This window comes from Sideroxydans sp. (genome assembly GCF_054604835.1).
Genome location: NZ_JBTSFG010000002.1, coordinates 401,568 through 417,618 on the forward strand (window position 1 = coordinate 401,568; position 16,051 = coordinate 417,618).

General features: G+C 58.9%; 17 protein-coding genes, 1 tRNA gene and 1 other RNA gene. 13 read left to right on the forward strand and 6 right to left on the reverse strand.

Translation table 11 applies throughout. The features are described from left to right. Positions 1-86 precede the first annotated feature (86 nt). The 3 genes from ilvA to ffh are packed head-to-tail and all read right to left on the reverse strand — an operon-like array spanning position 87 to position 3,736. Positions 87-1,604, reverse strand: coding sequence for a threonine ammonia-lyase, biosynthetic (gene ilvA / locus ACYCZ5_RS05290; RefSeq protein ID WP_461543742.1), 1,518 nt, complete (start codon positions 1,602-1,604; stop codon positions 87-89). A 57-nt stretch (positions 1,605-1,661) separates the two neighbouring features. Then, positions 1,662-2,366, reverse strand: a complete 705-nt coding sequence (locus ACYCZ5_RS05295; protein ID WP_461543743.1) for an HAD-IA family hydrolase — start codon at positions 2,364-2,366, stop codon at positions 1,662-1,664. A 14-nt stretch (positions 2,367-2,380) separates the two neighbouring features. Further along, complete coding sequence (ffh, locus tag ACYCZ5_RS05300) at positions 2,381-3,736, reverse strand: signal recognition particle protein (protein ID WP_461543744.1); 1,356 nt, start codon at positions 3,734-3,736, stop codon at positions 2,381-2,383. A gap of 244 nt (positions 3,737-3,980) precedes the next feature. Here ffh and ACYCZ5_RS05305 point away from each other — a divergent pair, with 244 nt between their 5' ends. From ACYCZ5_RS05305 to ACYCZ5_RS05340, 8 genes are all read left to right on the forward strand, one after another. After that, positions 3,981-4,793, forward strand: coding sequence for a cytochrome C assembly family protein (locus tag ACYCZ5_RS05305; protein ID WP_461543745.1), 813 nt, complete (start codon positions 3,981-3,983; stop codon positions 4,791-4,793). 100 nt (positions 4,794-4,893) lie between these two features. Further along, positions 4,894-5,148 (forward strand): 30S ribosomal protein S16, encoded by a 255-nt coding sequence (gene rpsP / locus ACYCZ5_RS05310; RefSeq protein WP_461543746.1) that lies wholly within the window; start codon positions 4,894-4,896, stop codon positions 5,146-5,148. 13 nt (positions 5,149-5,161) lie between these two features. After that, positions 5,162-5,659, forward strand: a complete 498-nt coding sequence (gene rimM, locus ACYCZ5_RS05315; protein WP_461543747.1) for a ribosome maturation factor RimM — start codon at positions 5,162-5,164, stop codon at positions 5,657-5,659. Continuing rightward, positions 5,656-6,432: a tRNA (guanosine(37)-N1)-methyltransferase TrmD gene (gene trmD, locus ACYCZ5_RS05320; RefSeq protein WP_461543748.1), complete on the forward strand. Its 777-nt coding sequence runs from the start codon at positions 5,656-5,658 to the stop codon at positions 6,430-6,432. Before rimM ends, trmD begins: the two co-directional genes overlap by 4 nt. Then, positions 6,429-6,800: a 50S ribosomal protein L19 gene (gene rplS, locus ACYCZ5_RS05325; protein WP_461543749.1), complete on the forward strand. Its 372-nt coding sequence runs from the start codon at positions 6,429-6,431 to the stop codon at positions 6,798-6,800. The genes trmD and rplS overlap by 4 nt, the downstream gene beginning before the upstream one ends. Positions 6,801-6,926: 126 nt before the next feature. Beyond that, positions 6,927-7,388: a methylated-DNA--[protein]-cysteine S-methyltransferase gene (locus tag ACYCZ5_RS05330; RefSeq protein ID WP_461543750.1), complete on the forward strand. Its 462-nt coding sequence runs from the start codon at positions 6,927-6,929 to the stop codon at positions 7,386-7,388. Continuing rightward, entirely contained in the window at positions 7,375-8,271 is an 897-nt protein-coding gene (gene xerD, locus ACYCZ5_RS05335; protein ID WP_461543751.1) for a site-specific tyrosine recombinase XerD, read from the forward strand. The genes ACYCZ5_RS05330 and xerD overlap by 14 nt, the downstream gene beginning before the upstream one ends. A gap of 4 nt (positions 8,272-8,275) precedes the next feature. After that, positions 8,276-8,647, forward strand: coding sequence for a YkgJ family cysteine cluster protein (locus ACYCZ5_RS05340; RefSeq protein WP_461543753.1), 372 nt, complete (start codon positions 8,276-8,278; stop codon positions 8,645-8,647). Between the two features lie 13 nt (positions 8,648-8,660). Here the strand turns inward: ACYCZ5_RS05340 and ACYCZ5_RS05345 are convergent. Then, positions 8,661-8,736: transfer RNA gene (locus ACYCZ5_RS05345), tRNA-Ala, on the reverse strand. 139 nt (positions 8,737-8,875) lie between these two features. Here ACYCZ5_RS05345 and rpiA point away from each other — a divergent pair. The 5 genes from rpiA to ACYCZ5_RS05370 all read left to right on the forward strand — a co-directional run bounded on the left by rpiA (position 8,876) and on the right by ACYCZ5_RS05370 (position 14,042). Then, positions 8,876-9,538 carry a ribose-5-phosphate isomerase RpiA gene (gene rpiA / locus ACYCZ5_RS05350; RefSeq protein ID WP_461543818.1) on the forward strand — a complete coding sequence of 221 codons (663 nt, stop codon included), beginning with the start codon at positions 8,876-8,878 and terminating at the stop codon, positions 9,536-9,538. Positions 9,539-9,599: 61 nt separating this feature from the next. Then, a complete protein-coding gene (gene phoU / locus ACYCZ5_RS05355) occupies positions 9,600-10,307 on the forward strand; it encodes a phosphate signaling complex protein PhoU (RefSeq protein WP_461543754.1) in 708 nt (235 codons plus the stop codon). Positions 10,308-10,322: 15 nt separating this feature from the next. After that, positions 10,323-11,801 (forward strand): exopolyphosphatase, encoded by a 1,479-nt coding sequence (gene ppx / locus ACYCZ5_RS05360; RefSeq protein ID WP_461543755.1) that lies wholly within the window; start codon positions 10,323-10,325, stop codon positions 11,799-11,801. Positions 11,802-12,051: 250 nt separating this feature from the next. Continuing rightward, positions 12,052-12,404: RNase P RNA component class A (gene rnpB, locus ACYCZ5_RS05365), an RNA gene on the forward strand. 93 nt (positions 12,405-12,497) lie between these two features. Then, positions 12,498-14,042, forward strand: coding sequence for an adenylate/guanylate cyclase domain-containing protein (locus ACYCZ5_RS05370; RefSeq protein WP_461543819.1), 1,545 nt, complete (start codon positions 12,498-12,500; stop codon positions 14,040-14,042). Between the two features lie 31 nt (positions 14,043-14,073). On the opposite strand, the gene ACYCZ5_RS05375 is transcribed toward ACYCZ5_RS05370, so the two are convergent. After that, positions 14,074-14,772 (reverse strand): DsbC family protein, encoded by a 699-nt coding sequence (locus ACYCZ5_RS05375; RefSeq protein ID WP_461543756.1) that lies wholly within the window; start codon positions 14,770-14,772, stop codon positions 14,074-14,076. Positions 14,773-14,795: 23 nt separating this feature from the next. Further along, positions 14,796-15,959, reverse strand: a complete 1,164-nt coding sequence (locus ACYCZ5_RS05380; RefSeq protein WP_461543757.1) for a UbiH/UbiF family hydroxylase — start codon at positions 15,957-15,959, stop codon at positions 14,796-14,798. Positions 15,960-16,051 lie beyond the last annotated feature (92 nt).

Genomic DNA, 16,051 nt, shown 5'->3' on the forward strand with positions numbered 1-16,051 from the left:
CTTCGCGGTAATCCCCGCAAATTCGGATCATGGCGGCGAAGTGTTGCGGACTCGATAAGACACGGAAGTGATCCGTGCTCACCGCATCACCCCAAAAACAGGCGATATGCCGGATTGTCGCTCTCGTCCCAATAGCGGTAGCCCAAGGTGTCGAGGAAAGTCTTGAGCGCCTTCTTGTCCTGACGCGGCACTTGCATGCCGACCAGCACACGGCCGTAGTCCGCGCCGTGGTTGCGATAGTGGAACAGGCTGATGTTCCAGTTATGGCTCATGCTGTTGAGGAAGTTCATCAGCGCGCCGGGGCGTTCCGGGAATTCAAAACGGAACATGATCTCGTCTTTGGCTTCCGGCGCATGGCCGCCCACCAAGTGACGCAGATGCAGTTTGGCCATCTCGTTGTCGGACAGGTCCAGCGCTGGCAACTTGTTGCGCTGGAGTTTGTCGATCAGATCCGAAGTTTCCGATTGATCCTTGACCTGGATGCCGACGAACACCTGCGCCGCTGCCGGGTCGGCGTAGCGGTAGTTGAACTCGGTGATGTTGCGCTTGCCCAGCAGCGAGCAGAACTTGCGGAAGCTGCCCGGCGTCTCGGGGATGCTCACGGCCAGGATGGCTTCGCGCTTCTCGCCGATCTCGGCGCGCTCGGCCACGAAGCGCAGGCGGTCGAAGTTCATGTTCGCGCCGCTGCACACGGTGACCAAGGTCTCGCCTTTGAGTTGTTCGCGCTTGGCATATGCCTTGGCACCGGCGACTGCGAGCGCACCGGCCGGTTCAAGGATGGAGCGCGTGTCCTGGAACACGTCCTTGATCGCGGCGCATACCTCGTCCGTATTCACCAACACCACCTCGTCCACATACTTCTTGCAGATGCGGAAGGTCTCTTCGCCCGCCAGCTTGACCGCTGTGCCGTCCGAGAACAGGCCGACGTCGTTGAGCGTGACGCGTTTCTTCGATTTCAGCGAACGCGCCATCGCATCCGAATCGGTAGTTTGCACGCCGATCACCTTGATATCCGGACGAACCTGCTTGACGTAGGCCGCCACACCCGCGATCAGTCCGCCGCCGCCGATGGCGCAGAAGATGGCGTGGATGGGGGCTTGGCGTTGACGCAGGATCTCCATCGCGACGGTACCCTGTCCGGCGATCACGTCCGGATCGTCGAAGGGATGCACGAAGGTGAGCTTCTTTTCCTTTTCCAGCGCATAGGCGTAGGTGCAGGCATCGCTGTAGCTGTCACCGTGCAGCACGATCTCCACCGAACGCTGGCCGAAATGTTTGACCGCTTCTATCTTCACCTGCGGGGTGGTGGTGGGCATCACGATGATGGCTTTGCAGCCGAGGCGGTGCGCGGACATCGCCACACCCTGCGCGTGATTGCCGGCCGAGGCGGCGATCACGCCGCGCTTCAGTTGTTCGGGGGTGAGCTGCGCCATCTTGTTATAAGCGCCGCGCAGCTTGAACGAGAACACGGGCTGCATGTCCTCGCGTTTGAACAGAATGGTGTTGCCGGTGCGCGCCGACAGGTCGGGCGCGAGTTCGAGCGGTGTTTCAACGGCCACGTCGTAGACGCGGGCGGTCAGGATGCGTTTCAGATAACCTTGCATGGTGATTCACGGACGATTGATGGTGTCCGCAAGATTAGCAGGAATCCCGCCGATTGCCTAAATACGCAGGCCGCTCATTTGGTAGAAAGCGGGCAGGTCGCTCAGGTCTTTCAGCACGGCTGCGGCGCCGGTGAAGTCCTGCGTGTGCGTGTACGGGTTGGTGGTGATGTAGGTCTTGATGCCGGCCGCCAGCGCAGAGTGCAGACCATTATAGGAATCCTCGAGCGCGATGCACTCGCCGGATTGCAGTGCGAGTTTGTCTAGCACCCAGTCGTAGATATCCGGTGCGGGCTTCTTCTTGGGGACGATGTCACCGCATCCGTTGGCGGCGAAATAACTTGCCCAGTCCTTGCCGAGTCCGACCTCCAGCAATGCACTCACGTTCTCTGCCGTGGTAGTGGTGGCGATGGCGAGCGTGATGCCCGCAGCGCGCGCGTCATGGATGAGTTGCTTGATGCCGGGGCGCAGCGGGATCGCGCCTTCGCGCAGCATGGCGGTGTAGTGACCGGTCTTCACGGCATGCAGATGTTTGACGAAGTCGTCGAAATCATCAGGCTTGGTGTAGTCCTGCAGAAAATCCGAGACGAAATACTTGATGCGCTCCTTGCCGCCGGTGACTTTCAGCAGCTTGTCGTACAGCGCGACATCCCAGTTCCAGTCCAGCCCGTTCTCGGCGAATGCCTTGTTGAACGACTTGCGGTGGCCGTCCTCGGTATCCGCCAGTGTGCCGTCCACATCGAAAATGATTGCTTTGATGCTCATTGGTTTTTCCTTTGTTATCTCATTCCGGGCAATTTCTTGCCTGCCATGGACTTCATCATCTTGCTCATCATGCCCTTGCCGCTGAACATCTTCATCATCTTCTGCGATTGCTCGAACTGGTTCAGCAGCTGGTTCACATGCATCACCTGCACACCGGAACCTGCCGCGATGCGCTTCTTGCGTGAAGCCTTGATCTGCTCCGGGTGGCTGCGCTCCCAGGGTGTCATGGAATTGATGATGCCTTCGGTACGGTTGATCTGACGTTCGTCGACTTTGGCGCCTGCAGCGGCATTCGCCAACTGGGCGGGCAACTTGTCCATCAGCGCGGCCATGCCGCCCATCTGTTTCATCTGCACGATCTGCATCTTGAAGTCGTTGAGGTCGAATCCCTTGCCGCTCTGCATCTTCTTGGCCAGCTTCTCTGCCGCGCCGATATCCACATTGCGTTGCGCTTCCTCCAGTAGCGACAGCACATCGCCCATGCCGAGGATGCGCTGCGCCATGCGTTCCGGGTGGAAGGCTTCCAGGCCGTTCGGCTTCTCACTGACACCGACGAACTTGATCGGTTTGCCGGTGATCTGCCGCACCGACAAAGCCGCGCCGCCGCGTGCGTCACCGTCCAGTTTAGTGAGGATCACGCCGGTGAGTGGCAGGGTCTCGCCGAAGGCCTTGGCGGTGTTCACGGCATCCTGTCCGGTCATCGCATCGACCACGAACAGGGTCTCGATCGGCTTAAGCGCGGTGTGCAGATCCTTGATCTCGACCATCATCGCTTCGTCTACGGCGAGACGACCGGCGGTGTCGACGATCAGGACGTCGTGATGATGCTTCTTAGCCCAGTCGTGCGCGGCCAGTGCGATGGCCTGCGGTTTCTGTGAGTTGTCGGAAGGGAAGAAATCGATCTTCAGTTGCTCGGCCAGCGTGCGCAGTTGCTCGATGGCGGCGGGGCGGTACACGTCGCAACTGACCAACAGCACTTTCTTCTTGTGCTGCTCGCTGAGCAGCTTGGCCAGCTTGCCGCTGCTGGTGGTCTTGCCCGCACCTTGCAGACCGGCCATCAGGATCACGGCAGGCGGCACGGTAGTGAGGTTGATGCCGACGTTGGCTTCGCCCATCAACTTGGTCAGTTCGCGATTTACTACGCCGATCAGCGCCTGCCCCGGTGTCAGGCTGGCGATGACTTCCTCGCCCAGCGCGGCTTCTTTGACCTTGGCGATGAATTCCTTCACCACCGGTAGGGCTACGTCGGCTTCCAGCAGGGCGAGGCGTACTTCGCGCAGTGCGTCCTGGATGTTGCTTTCGGTCAGGCGTCCCTGTCCGCGCAGGTTCTTGACGATGCCGGAAAAACGTTGTGTGAGATTGTCGAGCATGAGTACCTCTATAAATTCATTATTCGGGCGAATCGCTGCGTCGCGTATTGGCCCCGACTAACCTGAAGGTAAGTCTCGCCGCAACTTTCGTTGTCGTTCGCTGCTCGCCTATCTAACTGATATGTCTCGTCGCTCACTGCGCGGCTCCTTGCGCTTCATCCCGAAGAATGAATTCTAGAGGCACTCAATGATCCTGTGATGACTTGGTGTAGAATCCGCACAGTCTAAAACATCCGCACTCTTCATGTCGAACCAAGCTCTGCCTCTGCTGACTTTCGCCCTGTACGCTGTATTGGCATTCCTGTTCTGGCGCGCCCAAGCCGCCGGCACAGCCGAGCAGAAGAATCGTGGCGCGCTCGGATTCGCGGTGATCCTGCCACTGCTGCTGCATGCCGGCTTGTTGTATCAGACCCTGTTCGTATGGGGCGCGCTGAATCTGGGCGTGACCTATGCCCTGTCGCTGATCTTGTGGCTGACCGTACTGATCTACTGGGTGGCCCGACTGTTCTACCCGCTTTCCGGCTTGCTGGCGCTGGTGTTGCCGCTGGCGGCGATCAGTGTGCTGTTGCCCGCCCTGTTCCCGGTCGGACACATCCTGTCCCAGCCGCCATCCGGACTGTTCGATACGCATGTGCTGATGGCGATGTTGGCATACAGCTTGTTCACCATCGCCGCTTTGCATGCCGGGTTGATCTCGCTGGTCGAAAAGCGCCTGCATCATGCCAGGCTGCCCAAGATATTGAAGAGTATGCCGCCGCTGATGACCATGGAATCCTTGCTGTTCCGTGTCATCGGCATCGGTTTCGTGATTCTGACGGTTACCGTGGTCTCGGGCATCCTGTTCTCGGAGCAGGTGTTTGGGCAGCCCTTCCAGTTTTCGCATAAGGTGTTGTTCGGATTGATCTCCTGGTTCGTTTTCGGCGGACTGTTGGTGGGTCATCACTTCTACGGATGGCGCGGCCATACCGCGGTGCGTTTGACCCTGAGCGGGTTCGCTTTTCTGCTGCTCGCCTATCTGGGCACCCAATTCGTCCTGCAGGTCATCCTCCAGCGCTGATTTCCCTGAAAAATTCTGTCCTTGCCTTACTTCGGCAAGGTGTCGTAGAATTCGCGCCCTTTGGCACGGGCCAGATCAACTTTTTATATCGGAAATCATTATGGTAGTCATTCGTCTTTCTCGCGGCGGTTCCAAGAATCGTCCGTTCTACAACGTGGTTGTTGCTGATTCTCGCAACCGTCGCGATGGCCGTTTCATCGAGCGCGTCGGCTTCTACAATCCTCTGGCTGTCGAAGGCACAGAGAGTCTGCGTATCGCGCTGGATCGCGTTGCGCACTGGAAAGACAAGGGCGCGCAGTTGAGCGAGACTGTAAGCCGTCTGGTTAAAAAAGCCGGTGCAACTGCAACTGCCTGATGAGGCAAGCCCCATGGTCGTCATGGGGAGGATCGTAGGCGCGCAAGGCATTCAGGGCTGGGTGAAGGTGCAGACTTTCACCGAATATCTGGACAGCCTGCTTGATTACGACGTTTGGTACTTGGGAAGCGAGGCCGCCTGGCAGTCCACGAAGGTGCTGGAGGCCAAGGTGCACGGCAAGGTGCTGGTCGCCAAGCTGGAAGGTGTGCCCGACCGTACGGCAGCTGAAAAGCTGAAAGGCCAGTTGATCGCTGTGCCGCGCGCGGAGTTGCCCGAGCAGGAGGGGGGCGAGTACTACTGGTCCGACCTGATCGGCATGACGGTACAGAATCTGCAGGACGAAGTGCTGGGCACAGTCGAAAATCTGCTGGAGACGGGCGCCAACGATGTGCTGGTGGTGCAAGGCCAACATGGCCAATTGCTGATCCCCTTCATCGAAAGCGTCGCGCGGGATGTCGATCTGGCCAACAAGATAATCCGGGTGGATTGGCAGGCGGATTACCTTAAATGAGGTTCGACGTCGTCACGTTGTTCCCCGAGATGTTCGAAGCGATCACCCAATATGGTGTGACGCGACGGGCGGTAGAGCAGGGCAAGTTTGCGCTGCAGACGTGGAATCCCAGGGACTTCACGACCGACAACTACCGCACCATCGACGATCGCCCCTACGGCGGCGGTCCCGGCATGGTGATGTTGGCGGAGCCGCTGGAAAAAGCGATCAGCGCAGCGAAAGCAGCGCAGGCCGCAAGCGGCAAGGCGAAGAGTCGTGTGATCCACCTCTCGCCGCAGGGCAGGACGCTTAGCCACGAAGTGGTGATGGAACTGCTGGCGCGGGATGAGGGATTGATATTGCTGGCGAGTCGTTATGAGGGCGTGGATGAACGCCTGTTGCGCAGCCAGGTGGATGAAGAGCTTTCTATCGGAGACTATGTATTGTCCGGTGGCGAGTTGGCAGCGATGGTGGTGATGGACAGCGTGGTGCGGCAGATCCCCGGCGTATTGGGCGACGATGCATCGGCGCAGCAGGATTCCTTCGTGGAAGGCTTGCTGGATTGCCCCCACTACACGCGGCCCGAGGTTTATAACGGCGAGGCGGTTCCGGACGTGTTGATGTCCGGGCACCACGCCGAGATAGAGAAGTGGCGATTGAAGCAGTCATTAGGCAGGACTGCGGAACGTCGTCCGGATTTGCTGGCGGATCGCCAGTTGACTAAACAGGAAGCTCGGCTACTGGCTGAGTACCAGCAGGAACAAGCTTCCGTACAAGAAAAGGAAACAAAATGAATCTGATCGGCATTCTTGAAAAAGAAGAAATCGCGCGTCTGAACAAGACCATCCCTGATTTCGCACCCGGCGACACCGTTGTGGTCGGCGTGAACGTGATCGAAGGCGAGCGCAAGCGTGTGCAGTTGTTCGAAGGCGTGGTGATCGCCAAGCGCAACAAGGGCTTGAACTCCAGCTTCATCGTGCGCAAGGTCTCCTCCGGCGAAGGCGTCGAGCGTACCTTCCAGAGCTACTCTCCGCTGATCGCTAGCGTTGAAGTGAAGCGTCGCGGTGACGTACGTCGCGCCAAGCTGTACTACCTGCGCGACCGCTCCGGCAAGTCGGCACGTATCAAGGAAAAGCTGCCGGCACGCAAAGTCAAAGCTTAAGCTGCGACTGCTGGCAATACCAAAGAACGGGAGCTTCGGCTCCCGTTTTTTCGTCCGTAATTTGCGGATGAGCACCGGTTATGACGGTAGCGAAGCAGATTCCTGCGTTTCAGATATGATGCGCGCATGAAATACCAAGCCATCATCTCCGCCCCTTTCGGCAAGCTCGGCATCCGTTGTTCCGACACGGATCTGCTGGGCATCGAATTCCTGCCGCAGAGTACTAAACTACAAGCCCCTGTAGGCGCGATGGCGCAAACGATCTGCGCCGAGCTGCAAGCCTATCTGGCCGACCCGCAACATGAGATCGACCTGCCATTCGAGCTCGACGGTACCCACCACCAGTGCAACGTGTGGCAGGCGATGCTGGACATCCCCTGCGGGCAGACACGAAACTATGGCGAGCTGGCCACGCAGATCGGTTCCAGCGCGCAAGCTGTCGGCCAGGCTTGCGGCAGCAATCCCATCCCGCTCGTCATCCCCTGTCATCGTGTGGTGGGCAAGACGGGACTGGGGGGCTTCATGCATCGCGCGGATGAAGATGCGCTCGACATCAAACGGTGGCTGCTAGCCCATGAGCGACGCTGAACTGCTGGATGAGTTCAGTGATGCGTTGTGGCTGGAAGACGGGTTATCGCGCAACACGCTGGAAAGCTATCGCCGCGATCTGAACAAATTCTCACTATGGATGGCAGAACAGCGCGGTTGCGGACTGCTGGCGACGACCCACGCCGATATTCAAGGATTCCTCGCCTATCTGGTGAGCAAACAGAAAGCCAGAGCGACCTCGACCTCGCGCGCCATCTCCAGTCTGAAACGCCTGTTTCGCTACCTGCTGCGTCAGAACCGGATAACAGTCGATCCCACCTTGCAGATCGCCACGCCCAAGCTGCCGCGCAGTCTGCCCAAGAGTCTCACCGAAGAGGATGTCGAATTGCTGTTGAATGCGCCGGATACCGGCACGCCGCTTGGCATGCGCGACCGCACCATGCTGGAAGTGTTGTACGCCAGCGGATTGCGCGTATCGGAACTGGTGACCTTGAAGGTGGCGCAGGTGAGTCTGGATATGGGCGTGGCGCGCGTGATGGGTAAGGGCAGCAAGGAGCGACTCGTGCCGTTGGGCGAAGAGGCGCTGGATTGGATCAAGCGTTATCTCGCAGAAACCCGCCCGGTATTGCTTGCGGGCAAATTGGGCGATGACCTGTTTGTAACGGGGCGCGGCGAGGGTATGACGCGGCAGATGTTCTGGTACCTGATCAAGAAGTACGCCAAGCAGGGCGGTCTGCATAAACCTTTGTCGCCGCACACCCTGCGCCACGCATTTGCCACACATCTGCTCAATCATGGCGCAGACTTGCGCGTGGTGCAGATGCTGCTGGGACATTCGGACATATCGACCACGCAGATCTACACCCATGTGGCGCGCGAGCGTCTGAAACAGTTGCATACACAGCACCATCCACGCGGTTAAACAAATGAGCCAAGAATCGATTCGGACTGACGATGGTCGTACGTTCTACGACATGTCCGGTGGTGACAATCCGTGTATAGGGTGTGCGGTCTGCTGCATGCACTATCGCGTCTCCTTCTATCAGGGCGAGATGGATAGCCAGCCGGGCGGCTATGTGCCGTCGGATATGGCGGTATCGCTGACCCCGTTCCGCGCCTGCATGAAGGGCACCGAGCAGGCTCCGGGACGTTGCATCGCATTGGGCGAGGATAAGTTGTGCACCATCTACGAGAATCGCCCCTCCGTCTGTCGCGAATTCCCAGCGCTTTTGGAGGACGGCTCGCAGAATCCGGAATGCATACGCCTGCAGGCCATGTACGGGATAAGTCGGAAATGAGGTTGGAGCGGTTTGGTGGAGGTGATCAGGATCGAACTGACGACCTTCTGATTGCGAACCAGACGCTCTCCCAACTGAGCTACACCCCCACGGCAGTCAAATCCTAATCGCATACGCCGGATTTGAAAAGCAACCGAGCGCTTCTGCAGCGGCATCCGTTTCCTTATTCCGCGAATTCCTGCAATAATCAGCGCACCGAGAGAGACTACAAAGAGAATAGATATGGCAATGTCACAAGACGATCTGAAACGCGCAGTCGCCCAAGCGGCTATCGCCTATGTTCCCAACGATTGCATCGTCGGCGTGGGCACCGGCTCCACCGCCAACTTCTTCATCGATGAACTGGCGAAGATCAAACATAAGATCCGCGGCGCGGTCGCCAGCTCAGAAGCTTCCGCCAAGCGTCTGCAAGGCCACGGCATCGAAGTGCTGTCGCTGAACGATGCCGGCGATCTGCCGGTCTATGTCGACGGTGCGGACGAGATCACCAAACATATGCACATGGTTAAAGGCGGCGGCGGCGCGCTGACGCGCGAGAAGATCGTGGCGGCAGCGAGCGCGAAGTTCATCTGCGTTTGCGACCAGAGCAAACTGGTGGATGTGCTGGGCAAGTTCCCGTTGCCGATCGAAGTCATCCCGATGGCACAAAGTTACATCGCACGCGAGATGGTGAAGTTGGGCGGCCAGCCCAAGCTGCGCGAAGGTTTCACCACCGACAACGGCAATGTCATCCTCGACGTACACGGTCTGAGCATCATGGATCCGACCGAGCTGGAGGCGAAACTGAACCATCTGCCCGGCGTGGTGACCAACGGTCTATTCGCTTTGCGCCCGGCCGATGTGCTGCTGCTGGGTACACCCGACGGCGTGCAGACAATGACGGCTCGGTAACATAAGCGTAACGGAGCATCAGTAACATTCGCAATTTGTATTAATCCATTAAGGAATGATCATGGTCGGTACCGAACACACCTCCAAACAATTCGACGCAGAACTGGAAGCCGTTCGCGCGCGCGTACTGCAGATGGGCGGGCTGGTCGAGAACCAGATCAAGCTGGCGATCGAATCGCTCATCACGGGTGATGTCGCACTGATGAACCAGGTGATCGAAGACGACCACCGTGTGAACCTGATGGAAGTCGAGATCGACGAGAGCTGCAACCACATCCTGGTGCGTCGTCAACCTGCCGCGGGCGACCTGCGTATGGTGATGACCGTGATCAAGACCATCACCGATCTGGAACGCATCGGCGATGAGGCCGAGAAGATCGCGCGCATGGCCAAGCTGCTGTCGCAGAAAGAGCGTCTGCATCTGCCGCGCTACAACGAGATCAAACATGCCAGCGATATCGCGCTCGACATGCTGCGCAAATCGCTGGACGCTTTCGCCCGTCTCAACCTCACCGCCGCGGCCGAAGTCGTGCGCCAGGACGAGCAGGTGGACGAGGAGTTCCGCGCCATCATGCGTTACCTCATCACCTTCATGATGGAAGACCCGCGCACCATCTCCACTTCGCTGGAGATCCTGTTCGTGGCCAAGGCCATCGAGCGTATCGGCGACCATGCCAAGAACATGTCCGAATACGTGGTCTATATGGTCAAAGGCCGTGACGTGCGTCACGTCACCGTCGAAGAGATCGAACGGGAAGTGCAGCAGTAAGCTGCCAGCAGAGTTTTGCACCGCCAGCCACTCCTCGCCGCCGTCGACCTCGGTTCCAATAGTTTCAGACTGCAGGTCGCCCGCGTCGAGAACGACCAGCTCTACATGCTGGACGGTCTGCGCGAAGCGGTGCGACTAGCCTCCGGCATCACGCCGGAAAAACGTCTGGACCAACCCTCCCAGCAACGCGCACTCGAATGCCTGCACCGTTTCGGCGAGCGACTGCGCGACCTGCCGCGCGAAGCGGTGCGCGCCGTCGGCACCAACTCCCTGCGTGTTGCCAAGAATGCCCCCGAATTCCTCAAACGGGCGGAAGAGGCGCTCGGCTTCCCCATCGAAGTCATCGCAGGTCGTGAAGAAGCACGCCTGATCTATCTGGGAGTCGCGCAGGGTCTGCCGCAAGACGAAGAACGGCGCATGGTGATGGACATCGGCGGAGGCTCCACCGAATTCATCATCGGCGAAGGCTTGCAGCCCATCCACCTGGAAAGCCTGTACATGGGCTGTGTCAGCTACAGCGCGCGTTTCTTTGCCGACGGCAAGGTGGCCAAGTCGAACCTCAAGCAGGCCGAACTTGCCGCGCGCAACGAACTACAAGCCATCGTGTCGGAATACTCGCACGGACACTGGGGTGTGGCCCTGGGTTCATCTGGCACCGCGCGGGTGATCTGCGACGTGCTGGAGCAGAACGGCTACAGCGCCTCCGGAATCACGCGGGAAGGGCTGGAGCAGCTGCGCGCAAAACTGTTGGAGGTCGGTGATGTCGCCAAGCTTGAACTCCCCGGCATGAAATCGGACCGTGTGCCGGTGTTCGCGGGCGGCTTCGCCATCATGTATGCCGCCTTCTGTGAACTGGGCATCGAACTGATGCGTCCCGCGCTGGGTGCGTTGCGCGAAGGCGTGCTGTATGACCTGCTTGGGCGATTCACCCATAACGACATGCGCGAGGCGACCGTGCAGCAATTCATGCGTCGCTATCACGTTGACCATGCGCAGACCGTACGTGTGCGCGGACTGGCGGCGCATCTGGCGCAGCAGTTCGCCGACGAACATGCCGATGAAGAAGACATGCAATTGCTGGCCTGGGCATGCGACCTGCACGAGATCGGCATCAGCGTCGCCCACAGCGGCTATCACAAACATTCCGCCTACATCCTCGCCAATGCCGATATGCCCGGTTTCTCGCGCAAGGCACAGCAACGCTTAAGTCTGCTGGCACTGTCGCACCGCGGCAAGCTGGAGAAAGTGCGTGAGCAATTATCGGAATGGCAAGTGACCGCCAAGGTGATGGCGCTACGGCTGGCCGCCTTGTTCTACAGGAACCGCAGCGATGTCGTGCTGCCCGTGATGCAGGGAAGATTCAGCGGGACGAAGTTCCACCTGCACCTGAGCGGTGATTGGCTGGCACAGAATCCGCTGACAGAGACCGCCCTGCAAGCCGAGGCCAAACAATGGAAGTCCGTGGGCATCAGCTTGCAGGTCGAAGCAAGCTAGTAGCTTCATGGTCCGGGCTGCCGGACTCTCTTTACCTCCGTACTAAGCTCCACTCCGAAGCTGTCTAGACAGTCGCTGCATAGTACGTTTATGCAGAGGACAACGTCAGTTGCAGTGCAGACTCATGCGCGTAGCGCGTGACGTCGGAACTACAACGCGTTGCGGTGAAGACTTTCATGCCAAGCATGTTAGTTGGAGCCAAAGTCCGGGTACCCGGACGCTCTTTGACCACCGTGCTAAACTCCGCCCCGAAGCTGGCTAGGCAGTCGCTGCATAGTACGTTTATGCAGAGGAAAGTCCGGGCTCCATAGAGCGGGATGCCGGTTAACGGCCGGACGCCGTGAGGCGATGGAAAGTGCCACAGAAAATACACCGCCGATGGCTGCGTAAGCAGTACAGGTAAGGTTGAAATGGCGAGGTAAGAGCTCACCGCGGACGTGGTAACACGGACGGCAGGGTAAACCCCATCCGGAGCAAGACCAAATAGGCTGGCTATGACGTTGCTCGCGTCGCCAGCGGGTAGGTTGCTTGAGCGTAAGGTAACGAAACGCCTAGAGGAATGACTGTCCACGACAGAACCCGGCTTACCGGCCAGCTTCACCTGACAAGTTTCGTGGCAGATGTACGCGACGAATTGAATGGAAAAAGAAAGCTTCGACTATGCGAATAAAAAGCCTGATTCGGATTTCTCTGTTGATGATCCTGTCCTTGTTTGCGCTGAACTTCGCGCTCAACTTCTGGAACGCACACCAAAAGAGTCAGGCAGTCGAGCAATTGCAGCAAGAGACCAAACTATTGGCAGTGACCACCTCGGTCAAGCAGGGCATCGTCGATATCCAGAAGCAGGTCGACCGTCTGGGGCAATTGCCGCAGGACAGCGTGCCTGCACTCAGCCCCAAGGAAAAAGACAAGGTAGAAGCACAATCCGCGCGCGTGGCAGGTGAGATCACCCGGCTCAAAGCAATGGCGGATGAGGCGCTGCTTCCAAAAGTGACAGCCATGCAGTCGCGCTACATGGAACTGGCCGCTTCCTGGCATCAGTTCTACAACCATTTCGGCATCGATTCGGCGCAAGCCATGACCGAACTTGTGCTGCACGCGGAGCCCTACAGTCAGCAGTTGATCTATCAGGACCTGCCTGCGCTCGAAGCGCATGAGAGCGAGTCGATAGAGCAGGCACGGCAACACTTGCAGGCGGTCGAGTGGTGGTCCGAACGCACGGCACTCGTCGTATTCGTTCTTTCCCTGCTGGTCGCCTTGTCCTTCGCGATACGTGTCTATCGCCGCGTCGTCGACGGCATACAGTCCTTTGCGCCGGGCGTCGCCACCGTACTGGACGGCGGTGAGGCGCGCATCGGCCTGCAAAGCAAGGATGAATTGGGCGAGATCGCCGCCGCATTCGATACCATCAGCGACGACCTGCATGCCGCCCGCAAGCAGTGCAGCACGCTGGAACATGATCTGGCGCAGCGCAACGAGGAGGTCGAAGCGCAGCGCATGGAGTCGCAAGCGCTGTTGCGCAACATCCTGCCCGGGACCGTGGCCGAAGAGTTTCGCGCCAAGGGCACGGTGCAGCCGAAGTATCTGGAAGACGTCACCATCCTGTTCACGGACTTCGTCGGTTTCTCCGCCTCCACCGAAAAGCTGGCGGCGGAAGATCTGGTGCACATGCTGCATGACTACTTCAGCGCCTTCGACGAGATCTGCGCGCGCTACGGTATGGAGAAGTTGAAGACCATCGGCGACAGCTATATGTGCGCGGCCGGTCTGCCGGAACGCAACCCATCGCATCCGGTGGACGCGGTGATGGCGGCGATGGAGATCGTGCAGGCGGTGACCGAGCGCGGTAACCGCAACAACTGGTCGATCCGCGTCGGCATCCACACCGGGCATGTGATCGCCGGGATGGTCGGTACGCAGAAGTTCGCCTACGACATCTGGGGTGAATCGGTGAACTACGCTTCGCGCGTGGAATCGAGCGGCGAGCCGAACCGCGTCGCGCTATCGGCGCAGACCTATGGCCGCATCAAGGACTTCTTCGAATGCGAGAAGCGTGTGAAGACCCACAGCAAGGTGTCGCACAAGATGGAGTTGTATTTTGTGAACGGCTTCACGCACAGTCTGGTCGAAGACACCAAGCAGATGCCGCCGGAAGCTTTCGTGCGTCGCTATCGCGGCTACTTCCAGAAAGAGCCGCCATCCTTCCCGCCATTGCGGACTGCCCTGGCGGGCAAGTCCTGAGAATAAAAAACGGGGCTACAAGCCCCGTTTTTTATTTGTTCGCGTTCAGCGCCTGTTCCAGTCTATCCGCCGGCATATAACCGGGATTGACCACGCCGTTGGCGAAGATCAGCGCGGGCGTACCGTTCACCTTCAGTTTGCGACCAAGCGCCATGACTTCAGCAGTCGGCAGCTTGCAGGTGGCAGGCTTGGGTTGCACGTTGTCCTGCATCAGTCTGTCCCATGCTTTCACCGGGTCCTTGCTGCAAAGCACGGACTGCACTTTCTCGGCGGAGCCGTCGAAGATCGGGTACATGAACAGATACAGCGTCACGTTGTCGATACTCTTCAGTTCCTGTTCCAGCTTCTTGCAGTAGCCGCAATTCGGGTCGGTGAAGTAAGCCAGTTTGCGGCTGCCGTCACCCTTCACTTTCTTCATGGCCAGCTTCAGCGGCAGTTTGTCGAATTCCACCGCGAACAGGATGCGTGCGCGCGCCTCGGTCAGATTGCGGCGTGCCTGCAGATCGAACATCTGGCCGTCGATCAGGATCTCGGCCTTCTCGTCGGTATAGAAGATATGGTCGCCGGTCACCACCTCATACAAACCGGAGACGGGCGAAGGATTCACCTGATCCACCGGCCCGATCAATTGCTGGTATTTCTGTAGTGCGTCCTTGACGGTTGCGGCCTTGTCGTCGGCGGCATAGGCGAGTGAAGTGGAGAGCAAAAGCAACAGCAGGGTTCTGAACATTCGATGCGTCCTAGGTTGTGGGATCAGTTGAGGGCGTGGCGTGCCAGCATCTTCTTCAGCGGCACGATAGCGTTGGTGGCGGCCATGCCGACGTTGCGCAGTGTGCGCAGCACCGGGTTGGCATTCACGAACAGATGTTTCAGCGCATCGGTGGTGAGCTGCATGGACAGGATGTCATCCTGTCTGGCCTTCTCGTAACGGCGCAGCAGGCGCAGGTCGCCGCAATCCAGCGCGCCGCGTTGCATCAGTGTTTGCGACAGCTCGCGCACGTCGCGCAGGCCGAGGTTCACACCCTGACCCGAGAGTGGATGCACGTTATGCGCCGCATCGCCCACCAGCGCCAGACGCGGCTTGGTGATGTGTGCCAGATTCAGCACGCGCAGCGCGAAAGCGGCGGGCGCGGTGATCACTTTCAGTTCGCCCAGCGTGTGGTTGGAAGCTTCCGACACGCGCGCGCACAATTCCTCATGCGACAGTGCCAGCAACTCGGCCGACTTCTCCGGCGTCACCGACCACACGATGGAGATGCGGCGCCCCGGCAAAGGCAGCAGGGCGAGGATGCCGTCTTCGGTGAACCACTGATAAGCGATGCCGCGATGCGCTTTGCTGATAGTGAAGTTGGCGACCAGACCATGCTGGTTGTAAGGCGTAGGCACTTCCGGCATGACAGCTTGATGGCGCACCCAGGAATCGCGACCATCCGCGCCGACGATCAGCTTGGCTTTCACTTCGCGTCCGTCCTTCAGCGTCAGATTGGCCGCATCGCCATCGATGGCAAGCGCTGCACATTGCGCCGGATTCAACAGGGTGAGGTTCTCTTGCTCGCGCAGACCTTGCCATAGCGCCTCATGCAACAAACGGCTCTCCAGGATGAAAGCCATCTCCGGCACACCCAATTGATAAGCACTGAAATTGAGCTTGGCACCGGTGTCGCCGAACACGCGCATCTCTTCCACTTGTTGCACGCGTGACATATCCAGTCGCTGCCATGCACCACATTCGTGCAGGAACTGAACGTTGCCAGGGGTGAAGGCGTAGATGCGGGCATCCCAGTCGTCGTCGGCTCTGGATGCTTGGGGTGAGGAACCACTTTCAACCAATGCCAAGCGCAGACCGCTATCGCGCAATGAAGCCGCCAGACTTGCACCGACCAGACCGCCACCGACGATGATGATGTCGAACTCCATATGGACACCTCTCACTTTAGGGTTAAGTAGACAGCCCAGAAAGGGTACTGCCCGTAAAAAACTGCGGGCATCATAGCATGGGCGAGTTGATT